Genomic DNA, 21247 nt, shown 5'->3' with positions numbered 1-21247 from the left:
GACCTCGGTGACGCTCAGGGCCCTTCGACAGGCTCAGGGACCTTCTGGGCAGTCACGCCCAGAGTTCGCTGATGAGGATCTCGCGGCCGAGCACGTTCTGCGCGGCGCGGTGCCCCGAGAGCATCGCGCCGGGAACGGTCGCCGGATCGTCTCCCCACGCCGCCTCGCCCGCGAGGTGCAGCGCTCCCCCGGCGAGCGGCTCGGCGAGGTCGTCGTGGTCGGCGCCGATCGATCCGGGCAGCATGTAGGCGTACGACCCGCGTGAGAACGGGTCGTCCTGCCAGCGGGTGACGAGGGCGCTCGTCGGCGCGGGCACGGCGTCGCCGTACAGGCGCCTCAGCTGAGCGAGAGTCGAGGCGACGATCTCGTCGTCGCTCCACCCGCGGGTGGCGACCGCCGCGGGCCCGGCCGCGAAGGTGAGCAGGGCGGGCTCGTCGTGCAGGCGGCCGAGGTCGTACCAGGAGTGCCACCACTCCCCCTCGTCGCCGAGCTGACGGATGCCGTAGACCCCGTCCTCCCAGAATCGCTCGGCGAAACGCAGGACGACCTTCTCGAACGCGTTCATGCGCAGAAGGTCGAGAGCACGTCGGTGCCCGGCCGGAAGCGGGGGTTCGAACACGACCCCGCCCGCGTGGAGGACGCCGACGGGAACCGTGACGACGGCCCGCGCCGCGGAGAACGTGCCTCTATCGGTCTCGACCTCGACACCGCCCTCGTTCCATCGCACCTGCGAGACGATGTGCTCGAAGCGCACCTCGAGGCCCGCTGCGAAGTGGTGGGCCAGCTCGTCGTAGCCCTCGGGGAAGACCACCTCGTCGCCGTCGACCGTGTCGTCGTCGAGGCCGTGGGCTCCGAGTCCGTGCATGCCGACGCCGTACTGCTCCTGCGCGCGGCGGTCGTTGTACTCGCGGACGCGCTCCTTCCGCTCGGCGTCCCAATCCCGTTCCCCGAGCGCCTGCTCCACCGCGTCGCCGTACGTCGCGTCGGGGGCGGCCGCGGAGATGACGTCCACGAGGGCCGCATTGAGGGCGCGGATGTCGTCGGCGTACTGCCGCACCTCCGCGGGGTCGAGTCGGCGCCCCTTGTCGTCGAAGTAGGTCAGGGGGCGGGAGTCGGGCTGGTACCCGCCGACGGTGAACTCCACCATCGGCATGCCGAAGGCGCGGGCAGCCGCCGCGACGGGGCTGTCGTCGATGCCGTGGATCCACGAGGCTCCGCGGTCGGTGACATGACCCTCGCTGCGGTCGGTGAAGACCCGGCCGCCGACGCGGTCGCGGGCCTCGAGCACGACGACGCGGTGCCCGGCCTGCGCGAGGAGTCGGGCGGCCGCGAGGCCGGAGATCCCGGCCCCGACGACGAGGGTGTCGAGCTGGTCCATGTGTCCTCCGCGTGCTCGTGGTTCCGCGACGCTACCGAGGACGGTGGGCTCGCGGCATCCGCCACTCCGGCGCGCATGCGCCGACGCACTGGACGCGGTGTACAGCGATCAGGCGAGGGGGGCCTCTTCGTCGCGGCGCTCGGGAACCCGGCCCATGCGGCCGTAGCGCAGCCAGAAGAACAGGTAGCAGAGCCCCACGAACGGGATGCCGAAGTACAGGGCGGCGACCTGGTTCGGGTCGAACGCGATCGCCACGATCGACGCGGTCAGCAGCACGAAGGCGAGGATCGGCACGAGCGGATACATCGGCGTGCGGTAGGCGAGGGTGGAGAGGTCGCCTCCCTCGCGCAGGAACTGGCGCCGGTGGAAGAACTGCGCGGCCACGATGGCCATCCACACCGCCACCGCCGCGAACCCGGCGATCGACACGAGCACGATGTACACCGTCTCGGCGGCGACGACGCTGGTGATGAGCGAGACGAGGCCGATCGCGAGACTGACGAGCAGAGCCACCATCGGGATGCCGCGGCGCGTGAGCTTCGTGAAGGCGCGGGGAGCGTATCCCTCCTCGGCGAGGGAGAAGAGCATGCGCGCGCAGGAGTACAGGCCGCTGTTACCGACCGAGAGCAGGGCGGTGATGACGACGAAGTTCATGATGTCGGCGGCGTACGGCACCCCGACGATGTCGAAGACCTCGACGAAGGGGCTCTCGCTGACGCCGGCCTTGTCGTACGGCAGGAGCGCGGCGATCACGACGATCGAGCCGACGAACAGCACGAGCAGACGCAGCACCGTCGAGCGCAGCGCGCGGGGGATGTTGCGGGCGGGATCCTTCGTCTCACCGGCGGCGACACCGACGATCTCCGCCCCGCTGAAGGCGTAGAAGACGGCGAGCGAGGTGATGAGCACCCCGCCGAGACCCGCGGGCAGAAGCCCGTCGGGCGTGACGAAGTTGCTCAGCAGCACCGCCTCGTGCGGCTCGGACGACAGAGGGGTGAAGCCGAAGATCGCCATGCCGCCCAGCACGATGAGGGCGACGATCGCGAGCACCTTGATGAGGGCGAACCAGAACTCGGTCTCGCCGAAGACGCGCGCCGAGATGGCGTTGAGGGTGAACAGCACCGCGGCGAAGACCACGCACCACACCCAGACGTCGACGTTCGGGAACCATCTCTGCATGAGGATCCCGGATGCCGTGAACTCCGACCCGAGCGCGACGACCCAGCACAGCCAGTACAGCCACGCCGTGGCGAAGCCCGTCGCCGGTCCCATCGTGCGGGCGGCGTAGATGTGGATCGAGCCCGAGACGGGGTAGGTCACCGCCAGCTCGCCGAGGCACACCATGACGAGCCACACGACGAACGCGCCGAGCAGGTACGCGAGCACGGCCCCGAGGGGACCGGCCTGGGCGATCGTGTATCCCGAGCTGAGGAAGAGGCCCGACCCGATGACGCCGCCCAGGGCGATCATGACGAGGTGGCGGGCGTTCATGGCACGGCGGAGACTCCGCTGCGGCTGAGAGGTCGCCGTCTCGGGAGCGGACGAATCGGTGGGACGACTCATGGGGGGCTCGCAATCATGATCGAGCCCGGAGCCGTCGAGGCGTCCGGGCGACGCAGAAACAGTAGTCGATGTGCACGCGGATCGGCGCGCGGCCGCTCGCTACGCTGGGGTCATGACGCTCGCCGACGGCACCTCCGACGACGACGCCGACGCGACGTCGACCGTGAGCCGGGCCTTCGACGTGGTCGCGAGCCTCGCGGCCCTCACCCGCACGCGCCCCGGGGCCTCGGTCACCGACGTCGCCCGTGACCTGGGGCGCGATCGCTCGCACGTCTCGCGCACCCTCACCGCCCTCGCAGCGAACGACGTGGTCGTGCGCGACGAGCAGCGCCGGTACCGCCTCTCGTGGGCGTGGTACACCGCCGCGGAAGACCTCGTCGACCGCCGCCTGCGCGCGGAGGGCATCGAGGTGCTCGACGAACTGGCCTTGTCGACGGGCGAAGCGGTGTTCCTCGGCGTGCTGCGCGGAGACACCACCGTCACCGTGGTCGAGAGCATTCCCGCCTCGTCTCGCATGGTCGGAACGTGGATCGGCCGCGCCTACCCCGCCTTCTGCAGCGACGCCGGGCAGGCGGTGCTGTGGGATGCCGACGACGACGAGGTGCGCGCCGTGCTCGCCGCGACGCGCTTCGAGGCCGCCGGCCCTGAGGCGCCGCGCGACGTCGAGGACTTCCTGCAGCGGCTGCGCGCCGCGCGCGAGCGCGGCTACGCCATCGTCGACGAGGAGGCCGAGGCGGGCTTGTACTCCGTGGCCGCGCCGGTGTGGGACTTCCGCGGAGAGGTCGTCGCCGCGGTCCAGGTCGTCGGCGTGCGCACCGCCCTCGAGCCCCGCACCGGCGAGATCGCCGACGCCTGCAGCGCGGCCGCACGCGCCCTCTCGGAGCGCCTCGGCGGCATCCGCTAGTCGGTCGCGCCTGCGGCGAGCGCGCTGAGGCGTGCGGCGCTGTCGGCGAGCAGGGCGGCGATGCGCCGCGCCTGCGCCGCGCCCGCGGGAGGGCCGCTCACCGACACCGCCGCGACGATCCCCTCTGTCCCGCGCACGGGCAGCGCGTGATCGGTGACCCCGGCCACGTACTCCTCGTGGGCGGTCACGATCCCGCGTTCGCGGTCGCGCCGCAGCAGGGCGTCGACGTCGTCCACGGAGCGCGCGGCTCCCGGGCCGCCCACGCCCACGAACTGCGCGTCGGCCAGAAGCGCGCCCAGGTCGTCGCGCGAGTGATCCCAGAGCAGGGCGCGCCCCGCCCCGGTGCACCAGATCGGCGCGACGGCGGAGGGACGCAGGGTCCCCTCGCCGTTCGCCTCCGCCCCCTCGATGCGCAGCAGCAGGGCGCGCTGACCGTCGCCGGCGACGACGCGCGCGGTCATTCCGAGCTGGGCGGCCATCGAACGCAGGTGCACGCGGGCCGAGCGGAGCCACGGTTCGTGCCGCGCGGCCGACGCGCGAAGGAACGCGGGGCCCGCGCGCAGAGCCGAGGCCGCGTCGCGCTCGACGAAGTCGAGGCGCCGCAGCTCCTGCGTCACGCGCGAGGCCCTGCTGCGTTCGACGCCCGCCGCCTCCGCGAGCCGCGCGAGCGCGAGGCCCGGGCGACCCGAGCGCTCGCGTTCGACGGCCGCGGTGAGCAGCGAGAGTCCCTGCGTCAGCGAGGCGGGCGCGGTCATCAGCGTCTTTCGGTCGAGGGCGTCTCGGTGGCCTCTTCGTCGACGAGGGCGACGGGGGTGGCTCCTCGACGACCGTACCGCCACCAGAAGAACAGGTAGCACGCCACCACGAACGGGATGCCGAAGTACAGCGCGGCGACCTGGTTCGGGTCGAACGCGATCGCCACGATCGAGGCCAGGAGCAGCACGAAGGCGAGGATCGGCACGACCGGGTAGAACGGGGCGCGGTAGGCGAGCGTCTTCACGTCGCCGCCGCCGCGGACGAAGGCCCGTCGGTGGAAGAAGTGCGCCGCGACGATCGACATCCACACCGCCACGACGGCGAAGCCCGCGATCGAGACGAGCACGAGGTAGACGGTCTCGGCCGCGATCACGCTCGACACCAACGACACCAGGCCGATGGCCATGCTGACGCTCAGGGCGACGATCGGGATGCCGCGACGGGTGAGCTTCGTGAACGAGCGCGGGGCGTGCCCCTCCTCGGCGAGGGAAAAGAGCATGCGGGCGCACGAGAACAGGCCGCTGTTGCCGGCCGAGAGCAGCGCGGTGATGATGACGAAGTTCATGATGTCGCCGGCGAAGGGGACGCCCGCGTACTGGAAGACGTCGACGAACGGGCTCGAGGTCAACCCCGCCTGCTCGTAGGGCAGGATCGCGGAGATGACGGTGATCGAGCCGACGAACAGCACCAGCAGACGCAGCACGGTCGAGCGCAGCGCCTTCGGGATGTTTCGCGCCGGATCCTTCGTCTCACCCGCCGCGACGCCGATGAGCTCGGAGCCGCTGAAGGCGTAGAACACCGCGAGCGAGGTCATGAGCACGCCCGCGACGCCGGTGGGGAACAGCCCGTCGGGGGTGACGAAGTTGCTGAAGAGCACGGCGCCGGGGTGCTCGCTCGACAGCGGGGTGAAGCCGAAGATGGCGGCGGTGCCGAGCACGATGAGCGCGACGATCGCGACGACCTTGATGAGCGAGAACCAGAACTCCGTCTCGCCGAACACGCGCGCCGAGATCGCGTTCATCCCGAACAGCACGCCCGCGAACACGAGGCACCACACCCACACCGGGACGCCGGGGAACCACCTCTGCATGAGGATCCCGGCCGCGGTGAACTCCGACCCGAGGGCGACGACCCAGCAGAGCCAGTACAGCCAGGCCGTCGTGAACCCGGTCGCGGGGTTGATGGCCCGCGCCGCGTAGATGTGGAACGCCCCCGACACCGGGTAGGCGACGGCGAGCTCGCCCAGGCACGCCATGACCAGGTACACCACGAAGGCGCCGATCAGGTAGGCGATCACCGCGCCGAGGGGCCCGGCCTGGTTGATCGTGTAGCCGGAACTGAGGAACAACCCCGACCCGATCACGCCGCCCAGCGCGATCATCACGAGGTGGCGGGCATCCATGGAGCGCTGCAGGCGGCGCAGCGGCACCTGCGTGGCGACCGTCTGCGGCAGGGCGTTGGGCAGGGTGGCGGGGTCGGTGGATCTGGTCATGGCTTCTCGCATTCGAAGAGGAGGGAGCGGATCGCAGTTCGTGCTGGATGAACACTGCACCGTGTTCATTTCGCACATGTTTCCACGGACCCTAGCGTGCACCCCACCCCCGCTCAAGAGCCGGCGACGCATTCGCGACGAACGGACGATCCGCCCGCGGCACCGACGAAACGGCATCCGTCACCGCCCGAACGACAGGGGCGCGGTGCCGTGACGTCGTCGCACGATCGTCACAGTCCCTTCCGTACCCCTCTCGAGGAGCACCATGAACCGTCACGATCTCGCCCTCATCGGCTTCGGCGGCGTCAACCGCGCGCTGGCCGACCTCATCCGCAGCCGCGGAGACGAGCTGGCCGAGGAGCTCGGCTTGGCCCTGCGCGTGGTCGCGATCACCGACCTGCGCCTCGGCTCGCTCGTGCAGGACGAGGGCATCGACCTCGACGCGGTGTTCGCGCTCGGCGCCGACGACACCTTCGCCGCGTGGCCCGGGGGCGCGGCCGACCCGCGCAACGCCGAGGTCATCCGCGAGACGAGCGCCGACATCGTCGTGGAGGCGACCTTCACCAACCCCCTCGACGGAGAGCCCGGCGTCTCGCACGTGCGCCTCGCGCTCGAGGCCGGCAAGAGCGTCACCACCACCAACAAGGGTCCCGTCGCCCTCGCCGGCACCGAGCTGAACGCCGTCGCCGCCGCCCACGGTGTGCATTTCGCGTACGAGGGGTCGGTCGTCAGCGGCACCCCGGTGCTGCGCTTCGCGGCATCCGCCCTGCAGGGACTGCGCATCGACGCGGTGCGCGGCATCCTCAACGGCACGAGCAACTACGTGCTCGGGCAGATGGAAGCGGGAATGGACCTGGCCACCGCCGTCGCCGAAGCGCAGACCCTCGGATACGCCGAGGCCGACCCCTCGGCCGACATCGAGGGGTCCGACGTGCGCCTGAAGGTCGTGATCCTCGCGAACGAGGTGCTGGGCGCCCGCATCACCCCCGCCGACGTCACCTGCACGGGCATCACCGGCCTCGCGCCGGCCGACATCGCGGATGCCGCGGCCCGGGGTCTGCGTTTCAAGCTCATCGGTTCGGCCGAGCGTCGTGCCGACGGCTCGATCGACGCCCGCGTGGAGCCGATGGCCCTGCCCCTCACCCACCCCCTCGCCGGCATCAGCGGACCGATCAACGCGGTGTCGTTCGACACCGACCTGCTCGGAACCGTCACGGTCAGCGGCCCCGGCGCCGGCCGCGTGGAGACCGCGTACGCCCTGCTGTCCGACATCATCGAGATCGACGCCCGCGTCGCCCGCACCGCCGAGGCGAAGCGATGACGATCGTGGCCCCCTCCTCGTCCCTGGAGGTGCGCAACCCCTTCGACGACACCGTCGTCGGGCACGTCGCCCTCACGCCCGTCGACGACGTGCCCGCGGTCATCGCCCGGGCCCGCGTCGGCGCCGAGCTCTCCCGCGGGCTCTCGCGCTTCGCCCGTCACGGCATCCTCGAACGCGCGGCCGCCCTGCTGCGCGAGCGCTCCGACGCCGCGAGCGCCCTGATCGTGCGCGAGGCCGGCAAGACGATCCGACAGGCCCGCAAAGAGGTGCGCCGCGCGGTGACGACCCTGTCGCTGTCGGCCGAGACCGCCCGCTCGGCGACGGGCGAGGTCATCCCCTTCGACGCGTTCGAGGGGTCGGAGAACCGCAAGGGCTGGTTCACCCGCGAGCCGCTGGGCATCGTCGTGGCCATCACGCCCTACAACGACGCCCTCAACCTCGTCGCGCACAAGCTCGGCCCGGCCCTCGCCGGTGGCAACGCCGTGGTGCTCAAGCCGTCGCCGTACACCCCGTTCACGGCCGAGTTCCTCGTCGGCATCCTGATCGAGGCGGGCCTTCCCGATGAGATCGTGACCGTCGTGCACGGCGATCGCGAGGTCGCCGCCGCACTCGTCGCCGCGCGCGAGGTGCGCATGGTGTCGTTCACCGGCGGCTTCGCCACGGGCGAGGCCATCGCGCGAGGAGCGGGCCTGAAGCGCCTCGCGATGGAGTTAGGCGGAAACGCACCGGTGATCGTCTTCGACGACGCCGATGTGCGGCAGGCCGTGGAGGCGTGCGTGTCGGGGGCGTTCTGGGCCGCCGGGCAGAACTGCGTGGGCGCGCAGCGCATCCTCGTGCAGCGTGGGGTCTTCGAGGCCTTCCGCGAGCTGTTCGTCGACGCGGCCGCAGCCCTGCGCGCGGGCGACCCCGCCGACGAGGCCACCGACGTGGGGCCCATGATCACCCCCGCCGCCGCGCAGACCGCCCAGCGCGTGGTCGATGACGCGGTGCGCGCCGGCGCCCGCGTGCTCGTGGGGCACCGCCTCGAGGGGTCGGTGTACTCCCCCACCGTCGTCGAGGGCGTGCCGCTGTCGTGCGAGCTGTGGGCCGATGAGGCCTTCGCCCCCGTGGTCGTGCTCGCCCCGTTCGACGACGAAGACGATGCGGTGGCCCAGGCGAACGACATCGAATACGCGTTGCACGCCGGCACCTTCACCCGCGACCTGGGGCGCGCGCTGCGCGTCGCCGATCGCCTCGAAGCCGGCGGCGTGATGATCAACGACTCCTCCGACTACCGCGTCGACAGCATGCCCTTCGGCGGAGCCAAGTTCGGGAGCATGGGTCGCGAAGGAGTCCGCTTCGCCTACGAGGAGATGACCCAGCCCAAGGTCGTGTGCATCAACGCATGATCGACGGATGCCGCGGCTCCCGCCACGAGAGGGGGCTGCGGCATCCGCGCGCCCGTCGGTCGCGCCCCGCCGGTCACGCCCTGTCGATCACGCGGGTGAGCGAGACCGACGTCACCGTGTCGGAGACCTCCGGGAGGGCGGCGATGCGCTCCCAGATCTGCCCGATCCTCTCCATCGATTCGGCGCGGATCGTCACGAGCAGGTCGAACTGCCCCGAGAGGATGTCGCACTGCACGACCTCGGGGATGCGCGTCAGCTCGGTGATCACCCCGGCCCCGCGCATGCGGTCGGCACGGTAGACCAGGACGATCGCGGTCACGCGGCCGTCGTCGACCCGGGGCCGCGCGAGCGTGTATCCGGCGATCAAGCCGTCGCGCTCCATGCGTTCCATCCGCTGCTTCACGGCGTTGCGCGAGAGGTGCACGCGTGCGGCGAGCGTGACGAGGGGGATGCGGGCGTCGGCCTGCAGTTCGGTGAGGATCCGCTCGTCGACGGCATCCGTTCGCGGTCGAACCATGACTCTCCCTGTGTGCATATAGAGCACTATGCAATGCTCATATTGCACGTTAGGGTAACCGAGAACATCGCCGCCGTCACGCGCCGAGACGCAGAAAGGACCGCGACATGACCACCCGTCCCGATCGCACCCTCGCCGACAGCATGTCCGACGCGAGCCTCGCCGTCCACGGCGGCATCGAGCTCGACAGCACGAAGGCCCTGCGCACGCCCCTCGTCATGGCGAACTCCTTCGCCCTGCCCGACGATCCGAGCGAGATCAGCTGGTCGGCCACGGCCCCCGGCCTCTACACCCGCAACACCGGCGTCAATCAGCTCGCCCTCGAGCGCAAGCTCGCGGCCCTCGAGCACGGCGAAGACGCCGTGGCCCTGGCATCCGGAGTCGCCGCCCTCCACGCCGTGTTCTTCACGCACGTGAGCGCGGGCGACCACGTCGTGGTCAGCGACGTCGTCTACGAAGCGACCTGGCGCCTGTGGACCGAGCTGCTCCCCCGCCGATACGGCATCGAGGCGACGTTCGTCGACGTGACGGATCCGGATGCCGTGCGCCAGGCGATGCGGCCCGAGACGGTGCTCGTGTGCGTCGAGGCGATCGCCAACCCGACCACCAAGGTCGCCGACATCGCGCTGCTCGCCGAGATCGCGCACGAGGGCGGAGCGATCCTTATGGTCGACTCGACCTTCACGCCTCCCCCGTTCTATCGCCCGCTCGCCGACGGCGCCGACCTCGTCGTGCACTCGCTCACCAAGTTCATCAACGGTCACGGCGACGCGATGGGCGGCGCGGTCATCGGGCGCACCGACCTCATCGAGCCGATCAAGGCCGACGCCATGGTCGACGTGGGCGGGATCATCTCCCCCTTCAACGCGTGGATGATCCAGCGCGGCTCGGTGACCCTGCCGCTGCGCCTGCGCCAGCACTTCGCCTCGGCGGCCCGTGTCGCCGCGTTCCTCGACGCCGATCCGCGGGTCGCGTTCGTGGCCTACCCCGGCCTCGCCTCGCACCCGCAGCACGAGCTCGCGGCCCGACAGTTCGGGGGCGACGGCTTCAGCGGAAGCTTCGGCGGCATGATGGCCTTCGCCCTCGACGGCGACCCCGACCTGCAGAACCGCTTCGTCGCGCAGCTGCGTCTCATCACCTCGGGCTTCTCGCTCGGGCACGACGACAGCCTCATCGTGCACACCGCCGCCGAGGGACCGCGCACCGCGACGTACCCCGAGGAGTTCCGCCGCTACGGCCACCTGCGCCTGTCGGTCGGCCTCGAAGACGCCGACGACCTGCTCGCCGATCTCGCGGCCGCGCTCGACGCGGTGACCCGCTGAATCTCGTCAGCCCTCGGGGCCGAATTCGGGGAACAGCGCCTCGATCGTCGTGACCACGCCGTGGTCGAGGTGCGAGGGCGCGCGGTGCCGCGCACGCGCCACCACCTCGGGATGGGCGTTGTCCATCGCGAACGACCAGTCCGCGGCATCCATCATCTCGAGGTCGTTCAGGTAGTCGCCGAAGGCCGCCGTCTGCGCCGGCGCGACTCCGAGGGCGTTCTGCAGGCTCCGGAGCGCCGTGCCCTTGTCGACGCCGGGCTGCATGATGTCGACCCAGTGACGCGCCGACACGACGACGCGGAGCGTGTCGGTGAGGTCGTCGAGAGCGGGCCCGACGCTGTGCTCGGCGATCGCGAAGTCGTACACGGCGATCTTCAGCACGTCGTCGTCGGCGGCGAGCAGGTCGTCGACCGTCTCGAGAGCGGCGTAGTACGCCTCGGCGTTCGTGCGGAAGGCGGCGTCCGCCCGCTCGATGTAGGCGGAGCGCTTGCCGCACAGCACGACCCCGAGGTCGTAGCCCTGCGCGATCAGCGCGCGCAAACGCAGGATGACCCGCTCGACCTCGTCACGGGAGAAGACCGCGGATGCCACCTCGACACCCTCGCGCACGACGTACGCGCCGTTCTCGGCGATGAAGGTCATGCCGTCGGCCGCCGCGCCGAACTCGCGTCGCAGCGCCGCCAGCTGCCGGCCGGACGCGGGGACGAACGAGACGTCGCGAGCCGCGAGGCGCGGGAGCACGTCCCACAGCCCCGCGGGGACCTTGCCGTCTCCGTCGAGCAGGGTGCCGTCCATGTCGACGGCGATCAGGCGGATGTCGTGAGGCACGGTTCATTCTTTCAGGCGGAGGTGAACGGCGAGGCTCAGCCCTGTCGTTCCCTCAGAACGGTGCCGCCTCGTCTTCCGGCGGCGACGGATCATCCGGGAGGAACCGCACCGCCGACGAGTACGGCAGAGGCTCGTCGGCGTAGACCCGACCGGAGGGAGAGGTCCACTCGAGCACCCCGCCGGTGCGCTGTCTGACCTCCCACCGGGTGAACTGCTTCTGCGAATGATGTCGTTGGCAGAGATGGGCGAGGTTCGCGACGTCGGTGGTGCCGCCCAGGGCCCAGTCGACGGTGTGATCGACCTCGCATCGAACCGCGGGGACCACGCACCCGGGCCACCGGCACCGTCGATCGCGGGCACGGAGGTGCCGATCGATGGCCGCGGTGCGCTGGTACGTGTCGGTCATCAGGACAGCGCCGGTGACGGGGTGGGTGATCACGCGATCCCACGGCATCGACGTCGCCTCGGCGATGCGGCGAGCCGTGTCGATGTCGATCGGTCCGTGCCCGACGAGCTCGGCGGGATCGAGGCCCTCTTCCCCCGGCCGCACCACCGACAGAGCGGGGACGACCACTTGCACGCGCGCGCGGATCGCCCCGAGCGCCCCGGTCCGTCGCCCGAGACCGTGGGGTCGGAGACCGGAGCGGCGGCGAGCAGCAGGTCGGCGAGGATGTCGGCGCGCAACTGCGCGGTGGTGCGTTCATCGGTCGTGGCCGCGGATGCGCCGGTGGCTGCCGTCACGGCATCCGGACCCGTCACGCCCGGGGTCGCGAGGGCGCCCCCACTGCGCGCGTCGATCACCACCCTGCTCTGCTGGGTCAGCCGGTCGTAGATTCCGACGGCCAGCACCGTGGGGAGGGTCGCGATGAGGTCGGAGATGCCGTCGACACCGGGGACCACTCGCACACAGCGCGTCTCGCGACCTCGCTGATGCCGCTCGGTGAGCGTCGTCGGCTGCAGCTTCTCGGCCACGGCGGCGAGGCGCGAGCGCAGGCGCCCCGGGCTCAGTCGCGGCGCGAGCCCCACCGCGAGGGCGTCGAACTCGGTGCGGCGCTCTTCGGGGAGTGCGGCGCCGATGTCGGCGATCGCCCGCACGTGCGCCCGCGTGAGCGCCCCCTCACCCCAAGCCTGGAGGGTGGCCGGGAAGTCGTCGACCATCAGCATCGCGCGCCCGATGTGCGCCTGCACCGTGCGGTCGGAGAGGCGCTGCGCCGCTGCGACCTCCGACGCGATCTCGCGCAGCGCCATATCGGCCGCGCGCACCGACGTTCGCTCTGCGTTCGCGTCGACGCCGAACTGCCCGAGCGCCGCGTAGGCGCGGGTACGCCGAGCCTCTGCCGCCGCGAAAGCCGCATCGGCGGCGAGCGCCTCGGCCACGAGCGCGTGACCGGTGCGTGGCCCGTCTGGCGGGGGCGTCGAGGGCGTCTCGGGTGGCATGTCTGCATGCTAACGAGGACCTCCGACATCGCCCCGCGGAGCCGGGGCCGGGGGGCACCGGCCGCCGAAACCTATGAATAACGAAAGTGTCACGGACACATCTTCCCTTCCGTTATCTCACCGTTATAGAGTGCTCGCACGGTAGTTGTTTTGCTGTGGCAGCTACCGACATGTGATTGCAGGACACTCTGGTGCAGGAAAGGGCCGGTCGGGAATCTCCCGACCGGCCCTTCGTCCGTCTCGGGATGCCGATAGGCCCGCGGCGCGGAAGGATGGACGGGTGAAGGATGAAGAGCTGACCGAACCCGACGGGCGCATCGTGCTCGTGCGCCACGGCGAGACGGCGTGGAGCCGCTCCGGCAAGCACACGGGACTCACCGACATTCCGCTCACCGAGACCGGTGCTTACAAGGCCGAGCTCGCCGGCACCCTGCTGGCCACCCGCCGCTACGACCTCGTGCTCACGAGTCCCCTGCAGCGCGCGGTCGAGACCGCCGCCCGAGCGGGCTATCCGGATGCCCAGCCCGAGAAGCGCCTCGTCGAATGGGACTACGGCGCATACGAGGGCCTCACGACCCCCGAGATCATCGAGCAGCTCGGCCATCCCTGGACCATCTGGGACGGCACGCCCGCCGGCGAGACGCCGGGCGAGTCCGTCGCGCAGGTCACGGCACGGGCCGAAGCGCTGCTCTCCGAGCTGCGCCCCCGCGTGCGCGCCGGCCAGCAGGTGCTGCTGTTCTCGCACGGGCACTTCCTCCGCGCCCTCGCGGGAACCTGGCTCGGCCTGACCGCAGCGGGCGGTCGCTATTTCGTGCTCGGCACCTCCGCGGTCAGCGAGCTCGGCTTCGAGCACGGCACCGAGGTCATCACGCAGTGGAACCACGTGCGGGGCCGCTGAGACCGGTCAGGCGCGCACCCTCCCGTCGTGGATCTCGACGACCCGGTCGGCGCGGTCCGCGACGATCGCATCGTGCGACGCGATGAGGGCGGCCATCCCGTCGCGGCGCACGTGCTCGATCACGAGCGAGATGACGGATGCCGCCGTGCCACTGTCGAGTTGCGCCGTGGGCTCGTCGGCGACGAGCACCCGCGGCCGGTGCACGAGAGCGCGCGCCACCGCGACGCGCTGCTGCTGACCGCCCGACAACTCCTCGGGCCGCTGAGCGGCATGGTCACCGAGGCCGACCGCATCGATCATCTCCGCCACCCGCGCCCGTCGCTCGCGCGCTCCCGCCTCGCGCAGCCGCAGAGGGAGCTCGACGTTCTCGGCCGCGGTGAGGAACGGAACCAGCGCGAACTCCTGGTCGACGTAACCCATCACCTCGCGGCGGAGGCGCGCGGCATCCGCCTCCCCCGCCCCCGTCACCCGAACATCGCCGATCCACGCCTCCCCCGCGTCGGGCTCGTCGAGGCCCGCCGCGAGGGTCAGCAACGTCGTCTTCCCCGACCCCGACGGGCCCCGCAGCACGACGAACTCGCCGGCTGCGACGGAGAGCGACGCGTCGGAGAGGGCGGTCGTGCGCGCAGCCCCGCGTCCGAAGAAGCGGGTGAGACCCGCGACCCTGATCATGTCGTCTCCACTCATCGGCGCCGGCTCCTTCTGGTCGCGGGCGGCGGGCCCGCGGCATCCGACCCTTCCGCCGCCGCCGCAGAACCCTCCGTCGTCTCGGCGGGCTGCACGCGGATGTGATCGCTCTCGAGCTGCAACCGCACGCGGTCGCGCATGCCGAGCCTGTCGATGTGCTCGCGCGGAAGCTGCAGACGGCCGGCGCGATCGAGCACGGCGTACTCCCGGGCATCTCTGCCGGGTCCGGCCTCATCGCGCCACACCTCCACCGAGGTCCGTCCGTCCCGGATGCCGACGGTTCTGCGCACGTGATCGGCGACGCCGGAGTCGTGGGTCACGATCAGCACCGTCACACCCGAGCGCTCGTTCACGGCCCGCATCGCCGCGAGCACCTGCGCGGAGCTGGCATCGTCGAGCTCTCCGGTGGGCTCGTCGGCGAACAGCACACGGCACCCGTTGGCCAGGCCCAGCGCGATCGCCGCCCTCTGTCGCTCGCTTCCGGTGACCTGGCCCGGCCGTCGGTCGGCGACGCCCGCCACGTCGAGCATCGACAGCATCTCCGCCGCACGAGCGGGCCGCTCGCGGCGCGGGATGCGCCCCACCGACAACGTGAGGTCGAGATTCTCGGCGATCGTCAGGCCCGGAAGGAAGTTGCGGGCCGTCTGCTGCCACACGAATCCCGCCACCGTGCGACGGTATTCCGCCCGCTGGCGCGGGGTCAGCGCGAGCAGGTCGCGACCAGCCACGTGGACGCGCCCCGCGCTCGCGACATCGAGGGCCGACAGGATCGACAGCAGCGTCGACTTGCCCGACCCCGACGCGCCCACGATCGCGGTGAGTTCGCCTCTCTCGACCCGCAGGTTCAGCCCCTGCAGGGCTTGCACCTCGACGCCCGCTCCGCGGTAGATCCTCACCAGATCGACGCATTCGATCTCGACCGAGCTCTCCGTCATGTGCCCCGCTCCTCTCCCTCATCGCGGCGCGCGCGGCGCCGCCTGCCCGCGATCGCGGCCGTGGTCGTCGATGCGGCAGCGATCACCCCGACGATCAGCGCGGACGCGGCCGCCGGCGCCACGACGCTGGCGATCGACAGCGGTGCGGCGATACCCAGGCGGTCGGCGAGACCACCCGCCCCCGCGACGACCACGACGCCGACCCACCCGACGCCCCAGCCGACGATGGCGGCGACCGTCGCCAACGGCACCGCCTCGACCGCGACCACGCCGTGCACCCGGCCCGCGCCCAACGCCGACAGCACAGCGCGCGTTCGCCGCCGCTCGGGCGCTGCTGCGGCTTCCGTGATGACCGAGAGGGCGAGCGCGGTGAGAACCGCGAGAGCGGCGGCCCCCGCAAGGAGCCCCAGGATCGTCGCCGCCGTGGGCGCGGCCAGATGCTGGGCCGTCGCGGACGCCACATCGACCACCTCGAGCCCGGGATCCGCGTCGCGCAGGCGCGAAGCGACGAGCCCCGGAGGCGAGTCGGGCATCACGGTGATGACGAGGCACGACGCCCCGACGGGAGCGGCGAGAGCCTCCGCCGCGCGATCGTCGAGCAGCACCCACGAGTCCGCGAACGAAGGCAGGACGTCGTCGTCGACGACGGCTGCACCCGACACCTCTCGACCCCCGACCGCCAACGTCCCCTCGAGCAGTTCCGCCGCAGAGCGCGACATCACCGCCGGCACGGGATCGGTGTCGCCGAGCTCGGGGACGGGGGGCGCGACGCGGTGCAGGTCGACGGTCGATGCGGAGAGCACGGTGACGGGCCGCAGTCGTCCATCCCCCGTCACCGGGATGCCGTCGAGCCGGCGCACCCGCGCGACGGCGGCGACGCCGTCGACCGAGGCCGCCTCTCGGCTCGTCGCGGCGAGGGAGGCATCGTCGCCGCACGCACGCACGTCGGCACCGACGCTGCGGAAGGCCGCGGCGGAGATGCCGTCGCCGGTCAGCTGCGCCAGCCCGAGGGAGAGGGTCGCGGTGGCCACGGCAATCGTCACGCCGGTGATCTGCAGGGCGCGCCCGCCCCCTCGCGCCAGTCGCGACAACGCGAGAGCGACGCCGAGGGAACGGCCGCGCGACGCGACCCCGGCGAGGGGACTCACCAGCGGGCCGAGCACCCGAGCGAGCACGAGCCCCGCGGAGACCGCCACCAGCAGAACGCTGAGGCTGAGCAACGGGTCCACGCCCGCGGCGGGAACCCCGCGTCCGAGCAGGAGCGAGAGTGAGACGAGGGCGACGGCGACCACGACCCCGTCCCTCGCGACCCGCACCACCGACGGCACCCGCGTCGGCCGCACCGCCTGGCGCGCGCACATCGCCGCCAGCGCCGCCACCCCGGCCACGACCACGAAGACGAGGCCGAGCCCGGTGGCCACGGCATCCGGAAGCGTCGACCGAGGCGTCAGGGCGACCGCCAGCGCCCACCCCGCTACCCCTCCGACAGTCGCCGCGAGCGACGCCTCGACGGCCCCGCGTGCCATGACGCGCCCGGTCGCCGCACCACGCGCCGAGACGAGCCGACGCTCCCCCGCGCGGCGGCGCTCGGCGGCGGTGACGGCGAGGGCGCATAGAAGGATCGCGGCGCCGAGGGGCGCGGCGACGAGGAGGGCCGTGAGGGCGACGAGCGCGTCCTGCGCGGTCCGCACCCGATCGAGCAGGGCGGACAGTCGCGTCGAGACCGTCACGGGATAGCCGCTCGCCAGGGTGGTCCCCTGCGCGGAGGTCTTGTTCGCCGCCTGTTCGAGGCCGTCGACATCGCCTGATCGCAGGCCCTGTGCACGCACGGGGAGCGTCGCGACCAGCTGAGCGCGAGCGAGCTGAGGGCCGAGCGTCGCGATCGACCCCGGGTCGACGTACGCCCCGACCGTGACGAGGTCATCGGTGGCGCTCACGCGGGACGAGACCGCCCGATGGAAGACGTCCTGCGCCGACGGACCGCCCTCCGCGTCGGCGATCAGTGCCGTCACGGCGAAGGATCCGTCGGGACCCTGCCACACGGTGCCGACGCTCGCGTCGGCTCGGGCCGCGACCGACTGCTCGAGGGCGATCTCGACCGGTGCACCGAAGGCGGCAGGTCGCGGGGCCGTTCCCTCGATGATCGACCACTGCCCCTGGTACTCGGGCGCCGTACCCACGCGGATGCGAAGGAGCGAGCCATCGACGGCGACCGCCGTGACATCGGGGAACGACAGGATCCACGCCGCCTCCCCCAGAGCCGACCGCAGCGGCTCATCGACGGTCGCGGGATACCGCGCGAGGGTGGTGGCCACGTCGTCGACGGTGTCGGCGCCCAACGCGAAGTCGTCGAGGTCGGCGCTCAACACGACACTCGCCGCGGCGACCGCCTCCGCGTCGCCCTCCGGCGCGAGGGCCGCCGCCAGTCGCGCGTCGGCGACCGTGTCGAGCACGCGCGGAACGGCGACTCCGGATGCCACGAGCACGGCGACCGTGATCGACACGAGCGCCAGGGCGAATCGATGCGGTGCGATCGTGCGCCACCACCGCCTCATCGTTCGCCTCCGTCCGTGGAGATGTCGTCGCGCATCGCGAAACAGACGGCGACGGCCAGTGCGACGAGCACGGCGAGAGCGACGACACCGCCCGCGCGCACGGGATCGATCACGACGTCCGCATCGACCGCTCGCGGGAGGGCACCGGTGATCACGACGGGGAGGAGAACCATCGCTGCCACCGCCGTCGCCACGACGGCGACCAGGGATCCCGCCGCGACCGCGGCGGCGGCCTCCGTCACGCGCAGGCGCCGGCGCACTGCCCGTGCGACACCGATCGCGCGCAGGGACGACGCTTCATCGCGCCTCGATCGACGCGTGACGAGGGCGATCGCGGCGAGCCCCGCGACCGCGAGGGCGGCGAAGCCCGCGGCACCCGTCCACAGCAACGTCGGCACCTTCGACAGCACGACGTACCCGTCGTCGGCGGTGGTGCCCGCGATCCGCGATCCGTCGGGCAGCACCGCGGCGACGGCCTCGGGATCGGCACCCGGCGAGATCCAGGCGCCCTCCGCTCCCGGGAGTGCCGTGGCGGTGCGCAGACGCGACGACAGCGCCGTCCCGACGTCGACGAAGACGGCCGAGTCGAGGGGCGCCCCGGGGATGACCGGAACGACCGCGGCGACGCGGGCCGGCCGCGATTCGGCACCGGGCGCGAGCGCGAGGGGAAGAGTGTCTCCCTCCGTCACGCCGGAGGCCGCGGCGAACGCCTGCGAAACGACGGCGGAGGCCGTCGATGCGACCGGCACGAACCGCACCCGGGTGATCGCACTGCCGACGGAGACCTCGGCGGGACCCGCCGCGGTCTGCATGTCGATCGCCTCGCCGCTGATGTCGACGGGCATCACCGCCGCGCCCAGGTCGAGCAGCGCCCCGTCGACGCTCACGCCGTCGATGGCGACCAGGGCTCCAAATTCATCCCCTGTCGATACGGCGACCTCGACCGCCGCCAGCCGCCACGCCCCGCCCGGGCCGGCGGAGACGGCGGGGATCGCGAATGCCCCGTCGCTTCCGGCCCCCACGGAGGTAACCCGCCCCCACGCGTCCACGAGAACGACCGCGGCGGCCTGAGCCGTGGCATCCGTCGCCCGTACCTGCACCGTCAGGTCCTGGGCGTCCTCGGGGAGGAGAGGGCCGGGAGCGTCGGAGCGTGCGCCCTCGGCAAGACGATCGCGGTCGGGGACCGCGGGATCGGCGAGGGCGGCGACCGCGGCCGGCGACGCGATCACGAGCGAGGCCGAACGCGCGGCGATCGAGGTGTTCGCCGTCCACACGGGCGCGACCCCCGCGACCGACTCGACACCCGCGACGCGGTCGAGCACCGCGGGCGTCAGCTCGTCGCCGTCGCCCGCGACGCGCAGGTCCGTTCCCTCCTGGGCGGCGAGGGCGGTGCGATACCCCGCGTCCCACGTCGACTGGTACACCGCGGCGAACCCGAGCTGCGCGACAGCGACCCCCACGACGGCGACGGTCGCGGCGAGGGCGAACGGACGCCGCGCCGCGCCCATCGCGGAGAGGAACGCGGTGGCGCTGCCTCGGGCGGCACGACGCTCGCGAAGCCGCTGCGTCAGCAGCAACGGGGCGGCCGTCGCGACGAGGACGGCGGCGGGCAGCAGCGCTGCCGGGGCGGCGACGGCGACGGGGTCGGGCGAGAGGCCGCCGCGACCGTCGCCCGAGGTCGAGCCGAGCGTGAGCGCGCGCCAGGTCGTGAAGCCCGCGAGGAGGAGGACGACGGATGCCGCGACCCCGGCACTCCACCGGCGCGAGGGTGATGCCGCCCCCTCCGCGCGGCTGAGGACGCCCACGTCGCGGGTGGCGAGGACGGCCACGAGCACCGCCGGAGCCGCGGCCCCCACCGCGGTGGCACCGATGATCCACGGGACCATGGCGACGGACGGCGTGAGCACGACGGCGACCGTCACCGCACCGACGATCGCACCGACGACGCCGGGTACGAGCGCTCGCACCGACTCGGCGGCGACGATGCGCGTCAGCGGTTGCCCCCGCGCCCAGCGGGTCCGGCGCTCGGCGGCTGCGGAGCCCACCAGCAGAGCGGCGAACAGGGTGGTCACCGCGAGCGAGGCGAGAGCGACGGTCGCCAGCGAAACGGGCGCGGCCGCGTTCAGCACCGCGGCGCGGGCGGACGCGATCTGCGCCGTCGGGACGAGGGCCCCGGCGGTCTCGATGTCCGCGGCTTCCACCCCTTCCGCCGCCAGGGCGTCCGGCAGCGCTCGCCACCCCGCGCTCACCGCGTGCAACGTCGCGAGGTCGAGGCGCGCGGCGTCGGGGCGCAGCGTCCAATGCACCTCGCGCGTCAGACCGTCCGCGGTGGCCACGGCGTCCACGACCTCCGCCGACACTGCGACGGGGCCCTCTCCCCCGCCCGCGGCGAAGGCCGCTCGCACGCCGAACCATCGATCCGCCGCCGCGCGCGACGACGACCACAATCCCGTGACCTGCACCGTGCGGCCGCCGAGGTCGAAGGTGTCGCCGATCTCGACATCCAGCGTCTCTGCGACAGTGGAGCCGAGGGCGGCCTCGCTGGCGGTGGCGGGCCATCGTCCGGCTTCGAGGGGCAAGGCGGGGCCGTCGATACTCGCGAGATACGCGCGCCCCGCCCCGGCGTCGAGGAGCCCGGCGGTCTCCGTCCTCTCGATCGAGAGGTCGGCACCGTCGGGCATGACGCGGGCGATCGTGCGACGCACCAGTTCGTCCTGAGCGACGGGGTCTCCGGATGCCGGGAGCGCGAGGTCGAGGCCGGTCTCGGCTCCCGATCGAGCGGCGACGACGCCGCGCGCCCCGGCGTCACCGGCCTGCTCGGTCAGGGCGGGCACGAGCACCGCGAGCGCCGTCGTCACCGCGGCGACGAGGGCGACCATGCCACCGAAGACGACGCGCGACGAAGAGGGCAGCAGGCGCACGGGATCCCTAAGCGATGAGGATGAGGCGAATCTACTCCTCGCCCTCGGTCCGCCGAGCACCGCGGAGGGCAACGCGCCGACGTCGGCCGGAATACGCAGAGCCGTCGCGCCCGGCATCAGGAACCGAGTCCCGGCCCGCTCGTCGGAAATCGATCACAAGAACATAACGAGCCCCTCTTCCCCTCCGTTACCTCACCGTTATAGAGTGCTCGCACGGTAGTTGTTTTGCTGTGGCAGCTACCGACATGTGATTGCAGGACACTCTTGGTGCAGGGACAAGGGCCGGTCGGAAGCCTCTCCGACCGGCCCTTACTCTGTGCGCCGCGCCGAGGTCGAGAGAGCGGT

At 72.2% G+C, this 21247-nt stretch carries 17 protein-coding genes; 5 read left to right on the top strand and 12 right to left on the bottom strand.

All coding sequences use genetic code 11. The features are described 5' to 3' along the window. Positions 1-52: 52 nt before the first annotated feature. Positions 53-1378 carry an NAD(P)/FAD-dependent oxidoreductase gene (locus LPW41_RS12415; RefSeq protein WP_230705006.1) on the bottom strand — a complete coding sequence of 442 codons (1326 nt, stop codon included), beginning with the start codon at positions 1376-1378 and terminating at the stop codon, positions 53-55. A gap of 108 nt (positions 1379-1486) precedes the next feature. Continuing rightward, entirely contained in the window at positions 1487-2941 is a 1455-nt protein-coding gene (locus tag LPW41_RS12410) for an amino acid permease (RefSeq protein WP_230705005.1), read from the bottom strand. Between the two features lie 112 nt (positions 2942-3053). Between LPW41_RS12410 and LPW41_RS12405 the strand changes: the two genes are divergently transcribed. Next, positions 3054-3845: an IclR family transcriptional regulator gene (locus tag LPW41_RS12405; protein WP_154097268.1), complete on the top strand. Its 792-nt coding sequence runs from the start codon at positions 3054-3056 to the stop codon at positions 3843-3845. Here LPW41_RS12405 and LPW41_RS12400 read toward each other — a convergent pair. Both LPW41_RS12400 and LPW41_RS12395 read right to left on the bottom strand, forming a co-directional pair. After that, positions 3842-4600 (bottom strand): IclR family transcriptional regulator C-terminal domain-containing protein, encoded by a 759-nt coding sequence (locus LPW41_RS12400; protein WP_144832288.1) that lies wholly within the window; start codon positions 4598-4600, stop codon positions 3842-3844. The genes LPW41_RS12405 and LPW41_RS12400 overlap by 4 nt on opposite strands. Beyond that, a complete protein-coding gene (locus LPW41_RS12395; protein WP_230705182.1) occupies positions 4600-6003 on the bottom strand; it encodes an amino acid permease in 1404 nt (467 codons plus the stop codon). Before LPW41_RS12395 ends, LPW41_RS12400 begins: the two co-directional genes overlap by 1 nt. 355 nt (positions 6004-6358) lie before the next feature. Here LPW41_RS12395 and LPW41_RS12390 point away from each other — a divergent pair, with 355 nt between their 5' ends. Together LPW41_RS12390 and LPW41_RS12385 are read left to right on the top strand one after the other, a co-directional pair. Continuing rightward, entirely contained in the window at positions 6359-7414 is a 1056-nt protein-coding gene (locus tag LPW41_RS12390) for a homoserine dehydrogenase (RefSeq protein ID WP_230705004.1), read from the top strand. Beyond that, a complete protein-coding gene (locus tag LPW41_RS12385; protein ID WP_230705003.1) occupies positions 7411-8802 on the top strand; it encodes an aldehyde dehydrogenase family protein in 1392 nt (463 codons plus the stop codon). Before LPW41_RS12390 ends, LPW41_RS12385 begins: the two co-directional genes overlap by 4 nt. Before the next feature lie 73 nt (positions 8803-8875). Here LPW41_RS12385 and LPW41_RS12380 read toward each other — a convergent pair whose 3' ends face one another. Then, positions 8876-9319: an Lrp/AsnC family transcriptional regulator gene (locus LPW41_RS12380; protein ID WP_144832275.1), complete on the bottom strand. Its 444-nt coding sequence runs from the start codon at positions 9317-9319 to the stop codon at positions 8876-8878. 107 nt (positions 9320-9426) lie between these two features. Here LPW41_RS12380 and LPW41_RS12375 point away from each other — a divergent pair, with 107 nt between their 5' ends. After that, the gene (locus LPW41_RS12375; RefSeq protein ID WP_144832272.1) at positions 9427-10641 is read left to right on the top strand and encodes a PLP-dependent aspartate aminotransferase family protein; all 1215 of its coding nucleotides are present in this window, start codon (positions 9427-9429) and stop codon (positions 10639-10641) included. A 6-nt stretch (positions 10642-10647) separates the two neighbouring features. Here LPW41_RS12375 and LPW41_RS12370 read toward each other — a convergent pair whose 3' ends face one another. Genes LPW41_RS12370 through LPW41_RS12360 form a run of 3 tightly spaced genes read right to left on the bottom strand, consistent with a single transcriptional unit; the run spans position 10648 to position 12906 of the window. Continuing rightward, the gene (locus LPW41_RS12370; protein WP_230705002.1) at positions 10648-11469 is read right to left on the bottom strand and encodes a Cof-type HAD-IIB family hydrolase; all 822 of its coding nucleotides are present in this window, start codon (positions 11467-11469) and stop codon (positions 10648-10650) included. A 52-nt stretch (positions 11470-11521) separates the two neighbouring features. After that, positions 11522-11923: an HNH endonuclease signature motif containing protein gene (locus LPW41_RS12365; protein WP_230705001.1), complete on the bottom strand. Its 402-nt coding sequence runs from the start codon at positions 11921-11923 to the stop codon at positions 11522-11524. Further along, a complete protein-coding gene (locus tag LPW41_RS12360; protein WP_230705000.1) occupies positions 11905-12906 on the bottom strand; it encodes a DUF222 domain-containing protein in 1002 nt (333 codons plus the stop codon). The genes LPW41_RS12365 and LPW41_RS12360 overlap by 19 nt, the downstream gene beginning before the upstream one ends. Positions 12907-13186: 280 nt before the next feature. On the opposite strand from LPW41_RS12360, the gene LPW41_RS12355 reads away from it, so the two are divergent. Continuing rightward, positions 13187-13804, top strand: coding sequence for a histidine phosphatase family protein (locus LPW41_RS12355; protein ID WP_144832266.1), 618 nt, complete (start codon positions 13187-13189; stop codon positions 13802-13804). 6 nt (positions 13805-13810) lie between these two features. Here the strand turns inward: LPW41_RS12355 and LPW41_RS12350 are convergent, their stop codons facing one another. Genes LPW41_RS12350 through LPW41_RS12335 form a run of 4 tightly spaced genes read right to left on the bottom strand, consistent with a single transcriptional unit; the run spans position 13811 to position 20902 of the window. Beyond that, complete coding sequence (locus LPW41_RS12350) at positions 13811-14491, bottom strand: ABC transporter ATP-binding protein (protein WP_144832263.1); 681 nt, start codon at positions 14489-14491, stop codon at positions 13811-13813. Beyond that, a complete protein-coding gene (locus tag LPW41_RS12345) occupies positions 14488-15426 on the bottom strand; it encodes an ABC transporter ATP-binding protein (RefSeq protein ID WP_144832261.1) in 939 nt (312 codons plus the stop codon). Before LPW41_RS12345 ends, LPW41_RS12350 begins: the two co-directional genes overlap by 4 nt. Next, entirely contained in the window at positions 15423-17981 is a 2559-nt protein-coding gene (locus tag LPW41_RS12340) for a hypothetical protein (protein WP_230704999.1), read from the bottom strand. The genes LPW41_RS12345 and LPW41_RS12340 overlap by 4 nt, the downstream gene beginning before the upstream one ends. Next, complete coding sequence (locus LPW41_RS12335; RefSeq protein ID WP_230704998.1) at positions 17978-20902, bottom strand: hypothetical protein; 2925 nt, start codon at positions 20900-20902, stop codon at positions 17978-17980. The genes LPW41_RS12340 and LPW41_RS12335 overlap by 4 nt, the downstream gene beginning before the upstream one ends. Positions 20903-21247 lie beyond the last annotated feature (345 nt).

The organism is Microbacterium sp. JC 701 (genome assembly GCF_021026215.1).
Taxonomy (GTDB): Bacteria; Actinomycetota; Actinomycetes; order Actinomycetales; family Microbacteriaceae; genus Microbacterium; species Microbacterium algihabitans.
The sequence above is the reverse complement of the archived record's forward strand: the minus strand, read 5'-3'. Positions and strand labels throughout refer to the sequence as shown.

Bases quoted from the DNA above. Each gene is read 5' to 3' on its own strand.
- LPW41_RS12380 (WP_144832275.1), bottom strand. From the start codon at position 9,319: ATGGTTCGACCGCGAACGGATGCCGTCGACGAGCGGATCCTCACCGAA.
- LPW41_RS12405 (WP_154097268.1), top strand. From the start codon at position 3,054: ATGACGCTCGCCGACGGCACCTCCGACGACGACGCCGACGCGACGTCG.
- LPW41_RS12360 (WP_230705000.1), bottom strand. From the start codon at position 12,906: ATGCCACCCGAGACGCCCTCGACGCCCCCGCCAGACGGGCCACGCACC.
- LPW41_RS12410 (WP_230705005.1), bottom strand. From the start codon at position 2,941: ATGAGTCGTCCCACCGATTCGTCCGCTCCCGAGACGGCGACCTCTCAG.
- LPW41_RS12395 (WP_230705182.1), bottom strand. From the start codon at position 6,003: ATGGATGCCCGCCACCTCGTGATGATCGCGCTGGGCGGCGTGATCGGG.
- LPW41_RS12365 (WP_230705001.1), bottom strand. From the start codon at position 11,923: ATGCCGTGGGATCGCGTGATCACCCACCCCGTCACCGGCGCTGTCCTG.
- LPW41_RS12415 (WP_230705006.1), bottom strand. From the start codon at position 1,378: ATGGACCAGCTCGACACCCTCGTCGTCGGGGCCGGGATCTCCGGCCTC.
- LPW41_RS12345 (WP_144832261.1), bottom strand. From the start codon at position 15,426: ATGACGGAGAGCTCGGTCGAGATCGAATGCGTCGATCTGGTGAGGATC.
- LPW41_RS12340 (WP_230704999.1), bottom strand. From the start codon at position 17,981: ATGAGGCGGTGGTGGCGCACGATCGCACCGCATCGATTCGCCCTGGCG.
- LPW41_RS12385 (WP_230705003.1), top strand. From the start codon at position 7,411: ATGACGATCGTGGCCCCCTCCTCGTCCCTGGAGGTGCGCAACCCCTTC.
- LPW41_RS12400 (WP_144832288.1), bottom strand. From the start codon at position 4,600: ATGACCGCGCCCGCCTCGCTGACGCAGGGACTCTCGCTGCTCACCGCG.
- LPW41_RS12375 (WP_144832272.1), top strand. From the start codon at position 9,427: ATGACCACCCGTCCCGATCGCACCCTCGCCGACAGCATGTCCGACGCG.
- LPW41_RS12350 (WP_144832263.1), bottom strand. From the start codon at position 14,491: ATGAGTGGAGACGACATGATCAGGGTCGCGGGTCTCACCCGCTTCTTC.
- LPW41_RS12390 (WP_230705004.1), top strand. From the start codon at position 6,359: ATGAACCGTCACGATCTCGCCCTCATCGGCTTCGGCGGCGTCAACCGC.